This is a genomic window from Bradyrhizobium sp. USDA 336 (assembly GCF_044908355.1).
GTDB classification, from domain to species: domain Bacteria; phylum Pseudomonadota; class Alphaproteobacteria; order Rhizobiales; family Xanthobacteraceae; genus Bradyrhizobium; species Bradyrhizobium yuanmingense.
Map to the genome: position 1 here is coordinate 3810119 of NZ_JBIYDC010000002.1, position 17527 is coordinate 3827645.

The following is a 17527-nucleotide window of genomic DNA, read 5'->3' on the forward strand; positions in this document are numbered from 1 at the left end:
GGATAGAGTTGTGGCTCTACCGATGCTCGATCGCCCTGATGGCACCGCGCAACTCTGCGAGGCCGCGCAGGCGGCCGATCGCGGTGTAGCCGGGATTGGTGCGCTTGGTGGCGGCGAGATCGTCGAGCATGCGGTGGCCGTGGTCGGGACGGAACACGATTCGCTTGTCCGGTGCGCGCCGTGCGTTCTCCTTTAGCAGCGCCTTGAGCACCGCGATCATGTCGACGTCACCGTCGAGATGGTCGGACTCGTAGAACGACAGGCCGTCCGCCTCGCGCTTGGTCGCGCGCAGATGGGCGAACGCGATGCGCGGGCCGAAACGCTCGGCCATATCAGGCAGATTGTTCTCCGCGCGCACGCCGAGCGAGCCGGTGCAGAAGCAGATGCCGTTGGCCTTGGACGGCACGGCATCGAACAGCGCCTGATAATCGTCGGCCGACGAGGCGATGCGCGGCAGGCCGAACAGCGGCCGCGGCGGATCGTCCGGGTGCAGCGTCAAGGAGACACCGAGCTGCTCGGCCACCGGCGTCACGCGCGCGAGGAATTCCGCGAGATGCCGCCTCAGGATCTCAGGCGTGATGTCGCGATAGGTCTCCAGCCGGTCGCGGAATTGCGGGATGGTCATCGGCTCGGTGGTCGAACCCGGCAGCGCGCTGGCGATCACCATGACGAGATAGTCGATATCCGCCTGGCTCATCTGCTCGAACAGCTTTTTCGCGCGCGCCTGCTGCTCGGGGCTATACTCCTGCGCGGCCGCCGGGCGCTTCAGGATGTGCAGTTCAAATGCCGCAAAGCGGTCCTGGTCGAAGCGCATGGCACGGGCACCGTTCGGCAGCTCCCATTCCAGATCGGTGCGGCACCAGTCCACCACGGGCATGAAGTTGTAGCAGATGATCTTGATGCCGCTGGCCGCCACCGCCTCCAGGCTCGCAATCCACGCCTCGATCGACTTGGTCGCTTTTCCGCCGAGGCGCTTGACGTCGTCGGGGATCGGAATCGATTCCACCACCGACCAGGTCAGCTGCGAGCGGCCGGGCTGGCCATTCTCGATAAAATTCTTGCGCTCCTCGACCGCCTTGCGCGTCCAGGCCTCCCCGATCGGCACCTGATGCAGCGCCGAGACGATCTGGCTCGCCCCGGCCTGCCTGACGTCATCGAGCGAGACCGGATCATCCGGCCCGTACCAGCGCCATCCCTCCAGCATCATGTGCTGCCTCCCAAAACGTTTTCGAGCGAAGCGGGTACCGGTTCGCGTGAAGAAAACGCGTCAAAACAAAAGTCAGTTCGCGGTCAGCACGACCTTGACGCTCTGCGAGCGGTCCAGCGCCAGCCGCAGCGCATCAGGCGCGGTCGAGAGCGGCCGCTCGGCGGTGACCAGCGACAACACGTCGACGCTGCCGTTGCCGATCAGTTCCACCGCATTCATGAACTCGAAGCCGAAGCGGAACGAGCCGCGCAGGTCGATTTCCTTGGCCATCACCGCATTCGACGGCGTCGGGATCTGGCCGCCCGGCAGATTGCCGATCTGCACCACGACGCCGCCGCGCCTGACGATCTGAATCGCGCTCGCAAGGCCCGCAGCCGTGCCCGAGACCTCGAAGGCGACGTCATAGGGGCGCAACGCGGCCTGCGCCTTCAGCCCTTCCTCGCCGGCCGAGACATTCTCGACATGGGAGGCGCCGAGCTTGGTCGCAAAAGCCAGCGGCGCCGGCGCGATGTCGGCCACGGTGACGTCGGCCATGCCGGCGCGGTGCGCCGCGAGCATGGTCAGAAGCCCGATCGGGCCGGCGCCGAAGATGATGCCGCGCTTGCCCTCGATCTTGCCGGCGCGCGCCACCGCGTGCAGGCAGACCGCGAGGGGCTCGGCCAGCGCCGCGGCCTGGTACGAGACGTGATCGGGAATCTTCACGCACTGCGCAGGGATCGCATCGAAGTAGTTGGCGAAGCCGCCTTGCATGTGCGGCGTCTTCGAGGCCGATCCCATGAAATAGATGTTCTCGCACAAGTTCGGCCGGCCTTCGCGGCAGGCGACGCAATGGCCGCACCAGCGCGACGGGTTGACGGCGACGCGGTCGCCGACCTTCAGGTTCGCAGCGGCACCGGAGATCTCCACGACCTCGCCCGAGATCTCATGTCCCAGCACCAGCGACGACTTCACCACGAAGTCGCCGGTGCGGGCATGACGGAAATAGTGCATGTCCGAGCCGCAGATGCCGCCGGCGCCGAAGCGGATGCGCACCATGCCGTCAGCGAGCTTGTCGAGCGGATGCTCGATCATCCGCAGGTCTTCGGGGCCGAACAGGGTCGCGGCGAGAGCGGTCGAGGTCATTTGGAGAGTCCCATGTATTTTGGCAGCCAGAGGGTCAGTTCGGGAATGAAGGTGATCGCGATCAGCGCCAGCATCAGCGGAACCAGCCAGGGCAGGATCGCCACCGTCGTTCGCTCGACAGAGAGCTTCGCCACGCGGGCGAGCACGAACAGCACCATGCCGAGCGGCGGATGCAACAGGCCGATCATCAGGTTCAGCGTCATGATCAGGCCGAAATGAATGGGGTCGATGCCGAGCTTGAGCACGATCGGCAGCAGGATCGGCACCAGAATGGTGATCGCCGCCGTGGTGTCGATGAAGCATCCCACGAACAGGATCAGCACGTTGGCGAGCGCCAGGAACACCCATTTGTTCTGGGTGATGCTGAGCATCCAGTCCGACAGCATCTGCGCCGCCTGCGACACCGTGAGCAGCCAGGCGAAGATCGAGGCCGCCGTGACGATGAACAGCACTGAGGCCGTGGTCTCGATGGTGTCGAAAGTCGCCTTGGCGACGGTCTGGAACGTCATGGTGCGGTAGCGCACGAGGCCGAGGAACAGCGACCAGATCACCGCGGCAACCGCAGCTTCCGTCGGCGTGAACCAGCCGAGCGTCATGCCGCCGATCAGGATCACCGGCGCCATCAGCGCCATCACCGCCGAGAAATCGAAATACCAGTCGATCAGGAGCAGCGTGCCGAGGCCGATGACGACGGCGGTGTTGACCGAGAGACCGGCGAGGACCATCAGCCAGATCGCCATCGGGAATGACAGCACGATCAGGATCTCGAGGCCGGCCGAGCCGAGCTGCGGCCAGGAGAACGGGGTGTCGCTGCCCCATTTGTTCTTGTGCGCGAAATAGGTGACGGTCACCATCATGAACAGCGTCAGCACGACGCCGGGAATGACGCCGCCCAGGAACAGCGCGCCGATCGAGACGTTCGCCATCATGCCGTAGATCACGAAGGGCAGCGACGGCGGGATGATCGGCCCGAGCGTTGCCGAAGCCGCGGTGACGCCGACCGAGAACTCGGTGGAGTAGCCGTGGTCCTTCATCGCCTTGATCTCGATGGTGCCGAGACCGGCGGCATCCGCAATCGCGGTGCCGGACATGCCGGAGAAGATCACCGAGCCGATGATGTTGACGTGGCCGAGGCCGCCGCGCATCCACCCCACCAGCGCAACCGCGAATTTGTAGATGCGGCCGGTAACGCCGGCGATGTTCATGAGATTGCCGGCCAGGATGAAGAACGGCACGGCGAGCAGCGGGAAGCTCTCGACGCCGGCGATCATGCGCTGCGCCAGCGTGACATCTGGCGTCACGCCGCTGACCAGGATGTAGAGCAGCGACGACACCGCCATGGCGATCGCCACGGGAACGCCGAGCAGCATGAGAACGAGAAAGCCTCCGAGCAACAGCAGCATGGTTTTATCCTTCCGATCCGTCGTAGGCACCGGGACGTTCGAGGACCGAGTAACCCTGCCGCCAGTTCTGGATTGCCACCTGCACGGAGCGTGCGAGCATCAGCACGAACCCGAGCAACACGGCGTAATAGACATAGTCCTTGGGAAGATTGATGGTGGTCATCTGCTCGTCGCCGATGATCCTGATGTAGACCCAGACCAGCTTGATGGCGTAGCCAAAGAAGGCGATCCGGATCAGGTCGATCGCGGTCGACAGCACGCGCCCTACGGCATGCGGCAGGTAGCGATAGACGAGGTCGACCTGGATATGCCGCGACAGCCGTACGCACATCGACGAGCCGATGAAGACCACGCCGATCAGGCAATAGGTCGCGATCTCCTCGGTCCAGGCGTAGCTGTCGTTGAGCACGTAACGGGTGAAGAACTGCAGGAAGACGGCGAGCGCCATCACCCAGAAGATCGCGAGCGCCACCCAGTCCTCGAAGGCGTAGACGCCGAGATCGACCTTCGGCGTCGCCTCCTCCTCGAAGGTGTGCGCGATCTCGTCCGCGGTGATCTGCCGGTGGATTTCGGCGGTGGACATGTTACCTCTCTCCAAATCGTCGTTCCGGGGCGACGCGTCAGCGTCGAACCCGGAATGACGTCTTTGTTCTACTGTCTCACGCTTGCTCCGCTCCTCATCCTGAGGAGCTTGCGAAGCAAGCGTCTCGAAGGATGCCCCCGGGCGACGCCTGGGCTTTCATGGTTCGAGACGCGCTTCGCGCTCCTCACCATGAGGGTCTTATGGCGGGGCAAGCGGCGGTCACTTCACCGCCTGGATCTTCTCCCAGTCGGCCTTGCGGTATCCGAACGTCTCGAACGCGACGTTCTTCAGCACGGTGTCGCGGAACTCGTTCTTGTCGACCTCGGTCACGGTCAGCCCCTTGTCCTTGAAGAAGGCGACCAGCTTGGCCTCGTTCTGCTTGATCTCTCCGGTGGCCTTGGCAGCCGCCTCCTGCGCCACATCGGTGAAGATCTTCTTGTCCTCGTCGCTGAGCTTCTTCCACAGCGCGCCGGCGATCACCGTGTTGAGATGGTCGACGATGTGGCCGGTCAGCACGATGTGCTTCTGCACCTCGTAGAACTTCTTAGCCTCGATCGTCGTCAGCGGATTTTCCTGCGCCTCGACGGTGCCGTTCTGGAGCGCGAGATAGACCTCGGCGAAGGCGATCGGCGCGGTGTTGGCGCCGCAGGCGCGCGGCATTGCGAGATAGGCCGGAACGTCGGGCACGCGGATCTTCAGGCCCTTCATGTCCGCGCAGGTCTTGATCGGCTTGTTGGACGAGGTCTGGCGCACGCCGTAATAGGTCACCGCGACGATGTGGTGGCCGCTCTTGTCCTCATAGCCCTTGGCGAGCTCCTTGAAGATGTCGCTCTTGGTGTAGGCGAGCAGATGATCGGCATCGCGGAAGGTGTAGGGATAATAGGTCACGCCGATCGGCGCGAAGCTCTTGGCCGCGAAGCTCGATCCGGAGATGATGATGTCGACCGAGCCGAGCGAGAGGCCCTGGTTGATGTCGGTCTCCTTGCCGAGCTGAGAGGCCGGATAGACCTCAATCGCATAGCGGCCGTTGGTGCGCTTGCCGATCTCCTGCGCGGCCCAGACCGAGGCGGTGTGGAACGGCTCCGAGGGCTCGTAGACATGGGCCCATTTGAGCTTGGTCTGCGCCATGCTGGCGCTGGTCGCTGCCAACAGCGTGGCGGCGGACATCACTGCTGCAATCGTCATCTTCTTCAACATCGACTTTTCCTCCATCGTTCAAGTCTGCTTCTTGTTTGCCCGCCCCGAACCGGAACGGACCGCCCATTTCATGGCCTCCGCGCGCCACCGCTCTTGGCCTGTTTCTTCGATGGTCGTTTTGATTTCGCCGGCTGAACCCCGGACGGCGCCGCCCGCTTCTGTGCAGCCGGCGCCCCTGCTGATGTCTCGGCACCAAAATTCTGTGCAAAGCGCTCCTGCGAATGCGCGAGGTGATCGCGCATGGCGTCATGGGCCGTCAGCGGCCGGCGCGCAGCGATGGCGTCACGCACGGCCCGGTGCTCGTCGAGCGCGGTTCGCCACGTGGTGGGGTTCTCGAAATAATGCGCTAGCTGCGCGAAATAGGGATTGAGGCGCTGGTCGAACAACTCGCCGACCACCCGCACCAGCACGGCATTGCCGAGACATCCTGCCACGGCGATATGGAAGGCGCGGTCATGAACCATCGAGGCTTCGCCAGGATGGTCGACATTCTCCATCGCGACGAGCGCGGCGTCGATTCGGTCGATGTCATCTTTGGTCGCCACGCGCGCGGCTTGCTCTGCGATGGCGCTTTCGAGGAATTCGCGGGCACGCAGCAGCTCGAACGGGCCTTCTATGACCGCTGATGGCGCCGGCGCGGCGATTGCGGCGGGCTCGATCACATAGATGCCGGATCCGACGCGGATGCGCAGGCGGCCCTCGACCTCGAGCGCAATCAAGGCTTCGCGCACGGTGGGCCTCGACACCTTGAGCTGCTCGGCGAGCTCGCGTTCGGTCGGCAAGCGGCTGCCGACCGCGTACTCGCCGCTGTCGATCAGGCTTCGCAATTGATCGGCGACCTGGCGATAGAGCCGTCTCGCCTCCACAGCTTCCAGCGGCACGCTGGTCCTCCCGAAAAGGTCTCGCGCGGCGCCTTCGGCGCCCGCGGCCCGCCAATTTTGGAAAATTGGTCTTACCAATTGACCGGAGCATTGACCTGATACGGACGCCATGTCAAGCAGCGGCAAAGCAAAGGGAAGACGTCCATGCGCCAGAGCTCGATGCGCCTTGATTCCACTTGCCTTGGTCGCGCCAATCTCGACCGGCTGGCACCTGCCATCCGCCGTCCGGCCTATGACTGTTCGCGCGTCACGCCCGGCATCGTGCATCTCGGCCTCGGGGCGTTTCATCGTGCCCATCAGGCCGTCGTCATCGACGATTGCCTTGCTAGTGGCAGCATGTCCTGGGGCATCATCGGCGCGAGCCTGCGCAGCCCGGAGACGCGCGACGCCCTCGCCCCGCAGGACCATCTCTACACCGTCGCCGTGCGTTCCGCCGAAGGTACCGAGCACCGCGTGATCGGCGCCCTGCTCGACAGCGTCGTCGCGCGCGAGAAGCCGGCAGCCCTGATCGAGCGGATGGCCGGTCCCGCCATCCGCATCGTCTCGCTCACGGTGACCGAGAAGGGCTATTGCCACACGCCGCAGACCGGCGATCTCGACGAGCGGCATCCTGATGTCGTGCACGACCTCAATAATTTCGACGCGCCGCGCTCGGCGCCGGGCTTCATCGTCGCCGCGCTGGCACGGCGGCGGGCGCAGGGTCTTTCGCCCTTCACCGTGCTGTGCTGCGACAACCTCGCCGCCAACGGCCACACCGTGCAGCGGATCGTCACGCAGTTCGCCGCGCTGCGTTCTAGGGAACTCGGCAAGTGGATCGCCGACACGGTTGCTTTCCCCTCGACCATGGTCGACCGCATCGTGCCGGAGACGACGGATGCCGACCGCGATGCGGTCGCATCTGCGCTCGGCATGCGCGACGCCTGGCCTGTCATGACCGAGCCGTTCACGCAATGGGTGGTCGAGGACCGCTTCACCGCGGGCCGGCCGGACCTTGCCGCAGCGGGCGTCGAACTCGTCGGCAACGTCAAGCCGTTCGAGCTGATGAAGCTGCGGCTCCTCAACGCCAGCCATTCCGCGCTGGCCTATCTCGGCTATCTCTCCGGCTACGAGACCATCGCCGACACGATGCAGGATCCGCATTTTGCGCGCCTTGCCGCGCAGGTGATGGAAGAGGCCGCGGTGACGCTGACCATGCCATCAGGCACGGATCTCGCCGCCTATCGCGCCTCGCTGCTCAAACGCTTCGCCAATCCGGCGCTGCACCACCGCACCTGGCAGATCGCCATGGACGGCTCGCAAAAGCTGCCGCAGCGGCTGCTCGGCGCGATGCAGGATCGCCTTGCGAGAGGCCTGCCGATCGCAACGCATGCGCTCGCGGTCGCCGCCTGGATGCGCTACGTCAGCGGCGTCGACGAGCAGGGACGGCCGATCGACGTGCGCGATCCATTCGCCGCCGAGTTCGCCGCGCTGGCGCGCGAGGCAGGACCCGTTGCCGAGCGCCTCGCGCCGGCACTGCTAGGGGTGGCGAAGGTGTTCGGGCCGCTCGGCGCCGAGCCGCGCCTGCGCGAGGCTGTTACCGCGGCGCTCGGCCGCCTCTATGCCGACGGCGCGCGGCGGGCCGTGGCAACGCACGTTTCAGCGTGACCACGACGCGGGCAGCATCCTGAATGCTGCACTGCGGCCAAAGTCGACGGAAAGTCGCGCTTGATTTTTGCCTGTCCTTGCCCCACCCGAGAGCGATGGGAAACGACACCAAGGTCATCGCCGCCAACGCGGCCTTTTACGCGGCGTTCTCGACCGGCGACTTCGCCGGCATGGAACGGATGTGGGCGGACGACGACGGCATCTCCTGCATCCATCCCGGCTGGCCGGCCATCATCGGCCGCGCCACAGTGATCGGAAGCTGGCGCGACATCCTGCAAAACCCGCAGCGGCCGCAGATCGTCTGCGCCGAGCCGCAGGCCATCGTCGACGGCGACAGCGCCCGCGTGCTCTGCATCGAGATCGTCGACGGCACCGCGTTGGCTGCGGCGAACCATTTTCGCCGCGTCGGCGACGACTGGCGCCTGGTGCACCATCAGTCCAGCCCGATCGCGCAGATTGTCGAGCAGGCTGAGGACGATAGAACAAGTCACCGCGTCCACTGAGCACGGCGATCACGGCGCCGTGATCTACTGTGCATGGGGTTGTTTTTCAGCTTTTGTTTGGCGGTCGAAAGTTCCGACAGATCGTCGAGCACGATATGCGCGCCGGTGAAGTCGTCGCCTCCGAAGAACGTGCTGCGGGTGATCAGAACCGGGATGCCCGCGCGCGAGGCCGCGATCAGACCGTTGGCGGAATCCTCAATCGCAACGCAATCGGGTGCCTCGAGCTTCAGCCGCGCCAGGATCTCGAGATAGACGTCCGGTGCCGGCTTCTTGTGCCTGACGTCGTCGCCGGCGACGATCGCATCGAAATCCGCGGCCCAGCGTTTGCCCAGCGCCTGCGACAGCAGCGCATCGATATTGCCGTGCGATGTGGTGGTCGCAATCGCAAGCCGCTGGCCCCTCGCCTTCGCGGCCCTGAGCAAATCCGTCACGCCCGGCCGCAAGGGACAGCGGCCGGTCTCGACCAATTCGGCATAATGCGCGGTCTTGATGCGGTGGAGCTCTGCGATGTCCCCGTCCGACAAGGGCGGAGCGGTCAGTAGCCCGTTGTGGTAGGCGCGCATGCGTTCCTTGCCGCCCGTCACCCGCAGCAGGTCCTTGTAGACGGCGCGGTCCCACTGCCAGTCGAGCCCGTGGCGGGCGAAGGCAAGGTTGAAGGCCTGCCGATGCAGCTCCTCGGTTTCGGCCAGGGTGCCGTCAACGTCGAAGATCAGCGCGGCCGCGCGCCGGATCAGATCGGCGGCGTCCGCTGGCGGCTGAACCAACGCTTCGGCCTGCATGATCGATGCCTCCCTTCCGACGCTGCGTAAAGCGAGCATCGGCCGAGCCGGAGGGCGAGACAAATCGCAATATCTTTTGCCGGACCCAAAAATCTCTTATGAGCGAACGGGGCGCGACGCGCGAACGGGAACTTTCGACCTGCACGGGAGACGCATGCGGCTCTTCATCCTCGGCCTCGGCTACAGCGCGCGGCATTTCGTCCGCAAGCACGGCGACAGCTTCTCGCATGTCGCCGGCACCGTGCGCAATCCCGCGCAGCGGGACGACCTTGCCGGGATCGAGGTGCATCCGTTTTCCGGCAGCCTTCCGTCGCCCGAGACGGTTGAACGGGTTCGCGACGCCGACGTCCTCCTGGTGTCGATCCCGCCCGGCAGCGGCGGCGATCCCGCGCTCGCAGCCTTCGCGGACGTGCTGACAGGGCGGCAACGCAAGGCCATCTATCTCTCCACCATCGGGGTGTACGGTGATCACGGTGGAGCGTGGGTCGACGAGAGCACGCCGCCGCAGGCCATCCTCGACCGCACGCGGATGCGGATCGCGGCGGAGCAGGCCTGGACGGATGCGACGGGCGGCGATGCCGCGATCCTGCGGCTTGCCGGCATTTACGGTCCCGGCCGCAACGCGCTGGCGACGCTGCGCGCGGGAACGGCGAGGCGCATCATCAAGCCGGGACAGGTGTTCAACCGCATCCACGTCAATGACATCGCGAGCGCGATCATGGCCGCTGTTCATCACCAGGGCGGCGGCGTTTGGAACGTCTGCGACGACGAGCCAGCGCCGCCGCAGGACGTGATCGGCTATGCCGCGCAGCTGATGGGCGTGGCGCCGCCGCCGGAAGAAGCGTTCGCCACCGCCGAGATGTCGGCGATGGCGCGCAGCTTCTATGCCAGCAGCGCCCGCGTCTCCAACGAGAAACTGAAGCGCGAGCTCGGCGTCACGCTGGCCTGCCCCACCTATCGGCACGGCCTCGACGCTCTCTGGCGCGCAGGCGAAGGACGTTAGGGTTCCTGCGCTCCGATGCGTCCCAGACATGCCGCCCCCGCGCTTGACTTCGTCCCTGTGCGGTCATGATCTAGGCATCGAGCGAGCCACTGCACAACGAGCTCGCCTCTTGGGAGAATGCAATGAATAAGACGATCGCCATGATCGCGGCAACGATTGCTGTCGTCACGCTCGGCGCCGCGCGCGCTGCGCCGCTGCCCGAAGCCAGTCCCGACGATGTCGGATTTTCGAAGCAAGGCCTTGCACGCCTCGATAATTTCTTCGCGCGCGAGATCGCGGCCAAGCGCGTTCCCGGCGCAGTGGTCGCCATCGCGCGCGACGGCAAGCTCGTCCACTACAAGGCCTATGGCCTGCTCGATCCGGCCAAGGGCACGCCGATGCCGCTCGATGCGATCTTCGCGCTGGCCTCGATGACCAAGCCGATGGCAGCGGTCGCCGGCCTGACGCTGATGGAGCAGGGACGGCTGCCGCTCCAGGCCAAGCTGTCCGAATACTACCCGGGCTTCGCCGACATGAAGGTCGGCGTGCCTCAGGCGGACGGATCACTCAAGCTCGAACCGCAGACCTCGCCGATCTTCATCCACGATCTCTACCGGCATACGTCGGGGTTGATGTATGGCGGCCGCCCCGACTCATCGAGCCCGGTGGCGCGGCAATATCCCGATGGCATTGCGCCGGCGATCGAAGGCGACACCCAGGCTTTCATCGATCGCATCACCAAGCTGCCGCTGGCGCAGCAGCCCTCGACCGCGTTCGAATACGGCTTTTCGATCGATGTGCTCGGCGCTGTCGTCGAGAAGGTGAGCGAGCAGAAGCTTGGCGACTATCTCGCTGCCAATGTCTGGCAGCCGCTCGGCATGAAGGATGCGACCTTCCATCCGACCGAGGCGCAGCGCCCGCGCCTCGCCCGCCCCTTCCCGAACGATCCGCTGGCGGGCAAGCCGCAGGCCATCAAGCTCCTGGACACCCCAACCAAGTTCGATTGCGGCGGCGCCTGCTCGTTCGCGACGGTCGGCGACTACCTCCGCTTCGGACAGATGCTGCTCAATGGCGGCGAGCTCGACGGCCAGCGCATCCTCGGTCCGAAGACCGTCCGTCACATGACGGCGAACCATCTCGGCCCCGAGATCAAGAATAACGTCGCCAATGTCGAGCCGCATCGCGGCGGCTTCGGCTTCGGCCTTTCGGTGGCGGTCCGGACGGCCGAAGGATTGTCGTCGGTCCCCGGCAATCCGGGCGAGTTCACCTGGAACGGAGCCTACGGGACGCAGTTCTTCTGCGATCCCAAGGAGCGTCTCGTCGTCGTGGTGGGGACGGCGGCACCGGGTGAGCTCAGGAAGTATTATCGCGAGCAGGTCCAGGACATCGTCTACGGCGCGATGACGAAGTGAGATCGTCATGCCCTGAAAGAGAAAGGGCGGCCGCTCCGGCCGCCCTTATTAATCAGCGTCAGCTCAACACGCCGTATTTCTTGAACCAGGCCTCTGCCTGCTTCCAGGCATCTTCCGCGGCGTCCTTGCGGTAGCTGCCGCGATAGTCGGCATGGAAGCCGTGCGGCGCTTCGGGGTAGATCTTGAAGTCGGCCGTCTTCTTGCTCTGCTCGAGCGTGGCCTTCATCTGCTCGACCTGGGCGACGGGAATGCCGGTATCGGCGCCACCATAGAGGCCGAGCACCGGCGCCTTCATCTCGGGCGCGAGCTGCAGCGGGCTCTTCGGCCACAGCGGGTTGGCGGGATCGACCAAGGTCCCGTAGAAGGCAACGCCCGCCTTGAGCGCACCGCTGTGAGCGGCATATTCCCAGACCGTGCGGCCACCCCGGCAGAAGCCGATGATGCCGAGCTTCGTCGTGTCGCCGCCTTGCGATCCTGCCCAGGCGACCGTCGCGTCCAGATCCGACAACAGCTCCGCGTCCGGCTTCGCATTCACCACCGGCAGCAGCTCCTTGATATCCGTGACCTTGGTCAGGTCGATGCCCTTGCGGAAATAATAGTCGGGCGCCACTGCGAACGCGCCGAGCTTGGCGAGGCGGCGCGTCACGTCCCGGATGTATTCGTGCAGTCCGAAGATCTCCATCGCCACGATGATCACCGGCGCCTTGGCGTTGCCGGCCGGGCGGGCGAAATAGGCGGGCATTTCCTCGGAGCCGACCTTGATCCTGGCATCGCCGGCCTGGAGGCCGCTGGTATCCGTCGTGATGATGTCGGCCCGGACCGGACCGGCCGCGAGCGTGTAGCCGGCGGCGACGGCCGCGGTCGCGCTCATGAATCCGCGGCGCGAGAGCGGGGCGACTTTCGTCAGTCCAACGACGTCGGATGTCATGGTAGTTTCAAAGCTCATCGATCTTCCCATTCCTGATTCCCATGCTGATGCCTCTCGGGCGCCGCATTCGCCAGTAATTGCCGGATAAACGCAAGTCACCAGGCTGCGAGCACGCGGTTCACCGCTTCATCCCTTCGTTTAGCGAGCGCCGGTGTCCGCCGCCCGCCGGAGCGTGGGGCCGTGTGCCGGACTTAACCGTCTGGCTGCACTGCATCGCAACATCCATTAACCGAAACGAATGGTTCTTTCCCTGCCCGCCAAGCCTCTTGGCGCTGCAGAGAATGCACCTGTGCGCGCACCCGACGTGCCCTGCCGCAACAAATGGCAGCCGGGGTGACGACAGTGACACATCATGTTGCTTGCGCATCGCTCATCATCACCAAATCACGTGCGAACCGCGGTCATTTGATTGAAATTTTCAGAGGATCTTGGCCGCGCGATTTACCCGGTCTTTCTTTGTGACACCCTAGTTCCACGGCCGGAAGTTCCATCTTCGGAAACGCAGAGGCTTCTTCCCGCGACGCGCGATGCTCGCCCGCAACGGACGACGGAGCGCGAGCGGGTCTCATTCTCGTCCGCCCCCGATTGCGCTACCTGAGGCCCAATTGAATAAACGTTATCCGACCTGGAACTGAAATGAATTTGGCTCGTGAATCGATTGAACTGTTGGAGCAGGCCGCACGCATCCTTTGGTTCGAAGGCACCAAGCACGGTTTGCGCGACCGCGAATGGATGGCGCTGCGCTTTCTCTCCCGCGCCAACCGATTTTCCCGAACCCCCTCGGCGCTGGCGAGCTACGTCGGCACCACGCGCGGCACCGCCTCGTTCATCATCGGCGAGCTCGAGCGGCTCGGTTATCTCGAGCGGAAGCGCTCGGCCACGGACAAGCGGTCAGTGACGTTGAGCGTGACGCAGCAGGGCAAGAAGTTCCTGATGCGCGATCCCGTCAGCGTCCTCGTCGAGGCGATTGCCGTTCTGGACGACGAGGTCAAGATCCGCTTCCGCGACACGTTCCGGCACGTGCTGGACCACTCCGATGCCGCCGAGCAGCGGCACCACACCGACGTCTGCAAGCGGTGCATCTTCCTGCGGGAGGATCGCGCCAATACCGACAGCAAGACGACGGCCGAGTTCAGCTGCCGCCTGTTTCGCGCGCCGATCGCCGAGGCGGAGGTCGATCTGCTGTGCACCAGCTTCGAGCATCACCGCCAGTAGAAGGCGGCTCGATCAGGGCGTCGCCTTGCGCGACGAATAGATGACGCCGCCGCTGGCTTCCACCACCAGTCGCCCGTTCTCGTTCCTGATCTCTTCGATGCGGCCAAGACCGGGCACCTGTTGCCCCAGCACGGCTTCGATGACGCCGTTCGGCCCTTGCAGGATCGTGATCCCCTCATAGGCCTGGCGGACCGCCCAGCCCTTGATCGCCTTGCGCGGCGCCGACGCACGCTCGGGCGCGGGCACCGATCCCGTGAACTCGGGCGCGGCGACCGCGGCCATCATCGGCCCTTGCGCTGACACCGGCTGCGTCTGCACCGTCGCCGGCGCGGGAGCTTGGGCTTGGGCTTGGGCCTGCACCTGAGCGAGCTTGTCGAGCTTCACCGTGGAGGACGAGCTCACCCGCTCGATCCGGTCGAGATTCTCGGCAAACCTGCCGAAGCGATCGTTCGTGACCTTGCTGGATTGATCGACCGCGGTCCGCAAGCCGTCGAGGTTTTCAGACACGCCCGACACCTGCTTGCGCAGTTGCGCGACGGTCTCGCGCAGAATCCTGATTTCCGCATTGGCCGCAGCGTTGTTCGGCGCGGGTTGCGTGGTGAGATAGGCGATCACGCCGGTGCAGGCGCAGACCACGAGCATGGCGGCGACCGCCAGAGTTGCGAGCGGCGCGACCCATGTCGGACGGGGTGGCGGCGGCTTCGCCACGATCACGGCCGGCTTGATCACGGCCGGCGCGGGCTTCGGGATCGCCATCTTGTCGAGGCGGGCCTTGGCACGGATGCGCTTCAAGCCATCGAGTGCCTCCTTTGCGAGAGCCTCGTCGCTGGCCGCGGCCGATACGCGCTTTTCGCTCGCGGCAGGCTTGGTCGTTCGCGCCGCGTTGTCCATTGCATCGCTCGCGTCCGGCGCCGGCTTCGCCGCCGCGGAAGCATCCGCGGTCGCGTTGGGACGAGCTTGTCCATCGGACAACATATGAAAATGCTCCGTTCGGTTTCGGTCTGTCGAACGACGATATTTGCCGAAGCTTGCCTGAAACGTGCGGGTCGAAAGCCGTTCATCGCGCGCGATGCGACATCGCATGAGTCGATCGCGTCATACACGTGGCGATAGTGCGACTCGAAAGACACACACACGCCAAGATTTCACCAAGTTGGAGTCTTGGCGCAACGTGAGTCGAACTGCCGCATGCGGAAAAGCGAGTTCCAGAGTCAATCCGGGGTTGAAAACCCATCAATGTGCGTGCCCGGAGCACCACCCGAAATAGCTGTAATTGTACGGGGATGCGGAACTATACAACCATCACGATGCAAAACTAGTTTGGCATCAAAATCAACTGATGCGATCTGATACATCAAGAAACAGCCTGAAACAAATCAACAGCATCAAGCGCGTGTAGCAATCGCTTTCTTACGCACGCTTGATCGGGAATCGGCAATCGCTACGGTTCTACTCAAGTGATTCTCGCCAGTTGGCGAGGAGATCGACACGGTTCAGCAGTGTTCGGACGCGATGAGCAACTTGGCGCAACTGTTCTAGGTCGTTTCTCAATCTGCTCCGCGAGGTGATCAGTAAGACACCCGCCGAGCCTCACGCAGTAAGCGTTTCAGTATCGAGTTGAAGTAACAGGCCTGCGAGACGCAGGCGCTGAACGCGTAGGGCTGCCCGCGAATATCGAAACCACAACAACGGTTCGCGGGATGGAATGTCGTCAAACAGCATCGTTGCCGAGCCGGGGCATCACAACAACCAACCGGCCGCAACAAGTGCGAAACAGGGGCGAAAGACTGATGTATATTATCGTTGATGATCGTGAGAGCGTCGCGAACAGCTATGTCGGAGGGCTCGTTCGCGAAGGCGTATCGTCGATCGGCTTCTCCTCCGGAGAATTCTGGGACTGGCTGCAATCTGCGAGCGAATCCGATCTGGCGGCGGTGGACGCTTTTCTCCTCGGGGATTGCGATGCCCGCGGAAGCCTGCCGCGGGCGATGCGCAAGCGCTCATCGGCTCCTATCATCGCCATGAGCGGCCAGAAGATGCTCAAGAACACGCTGGAGCTGTTCGAATCGGGCGTGGACGACGTCGTGCACGTGCCGATCCATCTGCGCGAGATCCTCGCACGAACGGCCGCGATCGCGCGCCGCCGGGTGGGCGAGCTGCCGAGGCCCTGCGAGAGCAGGATCCAGGTCTTCTTCAACGGCCGTGATCCCGAAATCGCGGGCCACGCCCTCACCCTGCCCCGCCGCGAACTGCGCATTCTCGAATATATGGTGGCCAACCACGGCAAGTGGATCACCAAGACGCAGATCTTCAACGCGGTCTACGGCATCTTCGAGTCCACCTTCGACGAGAGCGTGATCGAGAGCCACGTCAGCAAGCTGCGCAAGAAGCTCCGCGACCGCCTCGGCTTCGACGCGATCGTGGCAAGGCGTTACGTCGGCTACCGCCTCAACATCCCGGCGGGCGAAACTCTCGACGAGCCGGTGCAGGAGCTCGAGGACGTCGGCATCCTCTTGAAGCGGGCGCAGGCCGCCCCCGCGGCATACCCGGCCGGAAACTGACAAGGGCGCAAGCCTGGCACGAACCGACAACGGCCTCCGCACTTCGCGGAGGCCGTTGCACGTTCAGCGGCGGAGACGATCGGATGAGCAGCGCTTATACAGCCATCCCGCGCTACGGCTTCTGCTGGAATTCTTCCTTGGACACGTAATTGAAGTCCTCGACCAGGACGTCCTGGACGATGTCACCCTGCATCCGTTCGTTGACGCGCTGCTTGATGGCCGTCGTCAGGATGGCGAGGTCGTAACGGGCGAGCTTCCTGAAGTCGAGACGATCGTCGGCATAGATCCTGCGGAAGGCCTCGTCGACGACGAACGGCTCCGGCGGGACGTTCAGCTGGTGCATGGTCCGCGCCTCCATGGTGTAGACGAAGCGCGCGACGATGTAGCCCTGGACATTGCCGTTTTCGACCATCGGCACGCTCAGCGCCCGCGTCTTGTGATATTGCAGCCCTTCGAGATACTCGTCCTTCGCCGGCAGCAGGCTGCCCTTCTCCTTCCAATAGGCGACGGCATAGCTCGTGCCCGCCGTGAGGATGCATACCCAGAGCCCGGCCAGCACCAGCCTGATCATTTTCCGTCCTGCGCTGTGCGACCGGTATAGGTGCCGTCGGACTCGGCGTCCTTGACCGCCTTGACGATGATGCTCGCGACTTCGCGGACCGCGTCGTAGTGCATTTCCAGAATGGAGCGATTCCGCTCGAGCTTCTCGCGCAGCCGCTGAATCTCCTCGGTGATCTCGACCTCGCCGCCAAGGTGCATCCGCGCCCGCATCAGGCGGACGAACTCGAGCATGCTCCGGCTCTTCCGCGCGCTGAAGTCGTCGAAATCGATCTTCTGGCCGGTCGCGAGCGCGGTCGTCTCCTCCTCGACGATACTCGCGAGCCGGCGGATTGCGGCCAGCAGGCCACGCATTTCGTCCGATCTCACCGTGTCCGCGGCGTCGACCCTTGCCTCGCGACCCCCGATCGGCAGCAGCACGGGCAGCAGCGCATCGCTCGCTGCGGCTTCCGTCGTCACCATCTCGGTGTCCGCGACCGCCTGGTCCATCGCCACGGCCACCGCGCCTTCTTGTGCCTGCATTGGAAATTCACCTCTCAACTTCTGTCACCC

Annotated in this window: 17 protein-coding genes; 6 read left to right on the top strand and 11 right to left on the bottom strand. The window is 64.5% G+C overall.

Annotation, left to right across the window (positions count from 1 at the left end):
• Window positions 1–16: 16 nt before the first annotated feature.
• From uxuA to ABIA45_RS18820, 6 genes are all read right to left on the bottom strand, one after another.
• Window positions 17–1204, bottom strand: coding sequence for a mannonate dehydratase (uxuA, locus tag ABIA45_RS18795; RefSeq protein WP_404655700.1), 1188 nt, complete (start codon window positions 1202–1204; stop codon window positions 17–19).
• A 75-nt stretch (window positions 1205–1279) separates the two neighbouring features.
• Window positions 1280–2329 carry an L-idonate 5-dehydrogenase gene (locus tag ABIA45_RS18800; RefSeq protein WP_404653151.1) on the bottom strand — a complete coding sequence of 350 codons (1050 nt, stop codon included), beginning with the start codon at window positions 2327–2329 and terminating at the stop codon, window positions 1280–1282.
• Complete coding sequence (locus ABIA45_RS18805) at window positions 2326–3732, bottom strand: TRAP transporter large permease (protein WP_036042393.1); 1407 nt, start codon at window positions 3730–3732, stop codon at window positions 2326–2328. Before ABIA45_RS18805 ends, ABIA45_RS18800 begins: the two co-directional genes overlap by 4 nt.
• 4 nt (window positions 3733–3736) lie before the next feature.
• Window positions 3737–4315 (bottom strand): TRAP transporter small permease, encoded by a 579-nt coding sequence (locus ABIA45_RS18810; protein ID WP_271542074.1) that lies wholly within the window; start codon window positions 4313–4315, stop codon window positions 3737–3739.
• 219 nt (window positions 4316–4534) lie between these two features.
• Window positions 4535–5500 carry a sialic acid TRAP transporter substrate-binding protein SiaP gene (locus ABIA45_RS18815; RefSeq protein ID WP_404546305.1) on the bottom strand — a complete coding sequence of 322 codons (966 nt, stop codon included), beginning with the start codon at window positions 5498–5500 and terminating at the stop codon, window positions 4535–4537.
• A gap of 80 nt (window positions 5501–5580) precedes the next feature.
• The gene (locus ABIA45_RS18820) at window positions 5581–6393 is read right to left on the bottom strand and encodes a FadR/GntR family transcriptional regulator (RefSeq protein WP_271542075.1); all 813 of its coding nucleotides are present in this window, start codon (window positions 6391–6393) and stop codon (window positions 5581–5583) included.
• Window positions 6394–6552: 159 nt separating this feature from the next.
• Between ABIA45_RS18820 and ABIA45_RS18825 the strand changes: the two genes are divergently transcribed.
• Window positions 6553–8037 carry a mannitol dehydrogenase family protein gene (locus ABIA45_RS18825; protein ID WP_404546307.1) on the top strand — a complete coding sequence of 495 codons (1485 nt, stop codon included), beginning with the start codon at window positions 6553–6555 and terminating at the stop codon, window positions 8035–8037.
• 95 nt (window positions 8038–8132) lie between these two features.
• Window positions 8133–8540, top strand: a complete 408-nt coding sequence (locus tag ABIA45_RS18830) for a nuclear transport factor 2 family protein (protein WP_157281862.1) — start codon at window positions 8133–8135, stop codon at window positions 8538–8540.
• Here the strand turns inward: ABIA45_RS18830 and ABIA45_RS18835 are convergent.
• Window positions 8525–9319 carry an HAD family hydrolase gene (locus tag ABIA45_RS18835; protein ID WP_404653152.1) on the bottom strand — a complete coding sequence of 265 codons (795 nt, stop codon included), beginning with the start codon at window positions 9317–9319 and terminating at the stop codon, window positions 8525–8527. The genes ABIA45_RS18830 and ABIA45_RS18835 overlap by 16 nt on opposite strands.
• Window positions 9320–9473: 154 nt before the next feature.
• Between ABIA45_RS18835 and ABIA45_RS18840 the strand changes: the two genes are divergently transcribed.
• Together ABIA45_RS18840 and ABIA45_RS18845 are read left to right on the top strand one after the other, a co-directional pair.
• Window positions 9474–10322, top strand: coding sequence for an SDR family oxidoreductase (locus ABIA45_RS18840; RefSeq protein WP_404653153.1), 849 nt, complete (start codon window positions 9474–9476; stop codon window positions 10320–10322).
• Between the two features lie 122 nt (window positions 10323–10444).
• Window positions 10445–11713: a serine hydrolase domain-containing protein gene (locus ABIA45_RS18845; RefSeq protein ID WP_404653154.1), complete on the top strand. Its 1269-nt coding sequence runs from the start codon at window positions 10445–10447 to the stop codon at window positions 11711–11713.
• A gap of 58 nt (window positions 11714–11771) precedes the next feature.
• Here ABIA45_RS18845 and ABIA45_RS18850 read toward each other — a convergent pair whose 3' ends face one another.
• Window positions 11772–12659, bottom strand: a complete 888-nt coding sequence (locus tag ABIA45_RS18850) for a dienelactone hydrolase family protein (protein ID WP_404653156.1) — start codon at window positions 12657–12659, stop codon at window positions 11772–11774.
• A gap of 618 nt (window positions 12660–13277) precedes the next feature.
• Here ABIA45_RS18850 and ABIA45_RS18855 point away from each other — a divergent pair.
• Complete coding sequence (locus ABIA45_RS18855; protein WP_271542079.1) at window positions 13278–13856, top strand: MarR family winged helix-turn-helix transcriptional regulator; 579 nt, start codon at window positions 13278–13280, stop codon at window positions 13854–13856.
• Between the two features lie 12 nt (window positions 13857–13868).
• Here the strand turns inward: ABIA45_RS18855 and ABIA45_RS18860 are convergent, their stop codons facing one another.
• The gene (locus ABIA45_RS18860; protein ID WP_404653157.1) at window positions 13869–14831 is read right to left on the bottom strand and encodes a hypothetical protein; all 963 of its coding nucleotides are present in this window, start codon (window positions 14829–14831) and stop codon (window positions 13869–13871) included.
• A gap of 815 nt (window positions 14832–15646) precedes the next feature.
• On the opposite strand from ABIA45_RS18860, the gene ABIA45_RS18865 reads away from it, so the two are divergent.
• The gene (locus ABIA45_RS18865) at window positions 15647–16417 is read left to right on the top strand and encodes a response regulator transcription factor (protein ID WP_157281875.1); all 771 of its coding nucleotides are present in this window, start codon (window positions 15647–15649) and stop codon (window positions 16415–16417) included.
• A 112-nt stretch (window positions 16418–16529) separates the two neighbouring features.
• Here ABIA45_RS18865 and ABIA45_RS18870 read toward each other — a convergent pair whose 3' ends face one another.
• Both ABIA45_RS18870 and ABIA45_RS18875 read right to left on the bottom strand, forming a co-directional pair.
• Window positions 16530–16988: a hypothetical protein gene (locus tag ABIA45_RS18870; RefSeq protein ID WP_036007081.1), complete on the bottom strand. Its 459-nt coding sequence runs from the start codon at window positions 16986–16988 to the stop codon at window positions 16530–16532.
• The gene (locus ABIA45_RS18875; RefSeq protein ID WP_275497105.1) at window positions 16985–17497 is read right to left on the bottom strand and encodes a flagellar biosynthesis protein FlgN; all 513 of its coding nucleotides are present in this window, start codon (window positions 17495–17497) and stop codon (window positions 16985–16987) included. The genes ABIA45_RS18870 and ABIA45_RS18875 overlap by 4 nt, the downstream gene beginning before the upstream one ends.
• Between the last annotated feature and the right edge of the window lie 30 nt (window positions 17498–17527).